Raw genomic sequence first — 1,149 nt, 5'->3', positions numbered from 1 at the left:
CGACACGGCGACCGCCGGGAGGCCCCAGCGGTCGAGCCAGTCGCCGGCATCGTCGACGCGGTCCGTCGTAACGGGGACGACGCGCGACTCGGTCGGATCGACGCCGAATCGGCGGACGGAGACGAACAGCAACACCTGCCCGAGGGTCGCGCCGACCACGGCGGCGACCACGACCGGGAGGAACGCGACCAGGTCCGTCCCGACCGCGAGCACCGTCGCGACGAACAGGGTTCTGGTCGGGATCAGCTTCCCGATCAGTGCACCCTCGAGGACGAACACACAGAGGAGCACGACGACACCGTAGGTGGCGACGAGGGCAAGCACGACCTCGAACGCCGACGCGATCATACGTACCGTTCGTCGGCATCGTATATAGGTCTTCCATCGCGGCTCGACCGCTGATTCCGGCCGTTCGGCTCGCGATGTCGCGGGGGTTTTTGTTCGGGACGTTCCGACGGAGCGTATGATAGATGTCGGCGTCAAGGCCCCCGACTTCATCGCACCGGCCGTCTCGGACGGGACGGGCGTCGAACTGGAGCTGTACCGGTTGGTCGGGAGCCACCGGGCTGTCGTGTTGTGTTTCGCGCCTGCGAACTTCGTTCCGACGTGCACCGCCGAGTTCGCGGCGATACGCGACGCCGGCTGGCACGACCATCCCGACGTGGCCGTCGTGGCGCTCACCGGCGACTCGTTGTTCTCCGGGTTCGCGTACGCCGACCAGTTCGAGCTCCCGTTCCCGGTCGTCTCTGACTTCCACGGCGGGGTTGCCGACTCCTACGACTTGCTAGCGGAGTCGTGGGAGGGACACTCGGAGATCCCCCGGCGCGCGACCGTCGTCGTCGACGACGACTGGACCGTCCGGTTCGCCGAGGCGACGGGGGACGCGCTCGACCGCCCCGCTCCCGCGCCGGTCGAGAACGCGACCGCGACGCTGCGAGCGATCGGCCCCGACGTCGATCGGCCGCAGGTCGACTACGACGGCGCGTGGTAAATCAGGGTTCTCGCTAGTGGTTTGGCCCGCTCGGTTCGAGAGCCGCGAGACTCCCGCGAGCGCAGCGAGCGGGAGACAGGCCGGGAAACGACTGAAAGGAGTGCACCGGCCGAGATTTGAACTATGGAACGACGGTCGGCTCGCTTCGCTCGCCGCTG

The 1,149-nt window shown here is 68.1% G+C and carries 1 protein-coding gene and 1 pseudogene; one reads left to right on the top strand and one right to left on the bottom strand.

Features of this window, described 5'->3' with window-relative positions:
• Nucleotides 1–348: pseudogene (locus ACFQEU_RS16330) on the bottom strand (hypothetical protein); the annotation flags it as partial.
• A 115-nt stretch (nt 349–463) separates the two neighbouring features.
• Between ACFQEU_RS16330 and ACFQEU_RS16325 the strand changes: the two are divergent.
• Nucleotides 464–991 carry a redoxin domain-containing protein gene (locus tag ACFQEU_RS16325; RefSeq protein ID WP_379783875.1) on the top strand — a complete coding sequence of 176 codons (528 nt, stop codon included), beginning with the start codon at nt 464–466 and terminating at the stop codon, nt 989–991.
• Nucleotides 992–1,149: the final 158 nt, after the last annotated feature.

It is taken from the genome of Halorubrum tibetense (assembly GCF_042661865.1).
GTDB classification, from domain to species: Archaea; Halobacteriota; Halobacteria; order Halobacteriales; family Haloferacaceae; genus Halorubrum; species Halorubrum tibetense.
This window is presented reverse-complemented; position numbering and strand designations above follow the sequence as displayed.

What these genes read in the sequence shown, in the direction of transcription:
- ACFQEU_RS16325 (WP_379783875.1), top strand. Translation starts at nt 464, where the DNA reads ATGATAGATGTCGGCGTCAAGGCCCCCGACTTCATCGCACCGGCCGTC.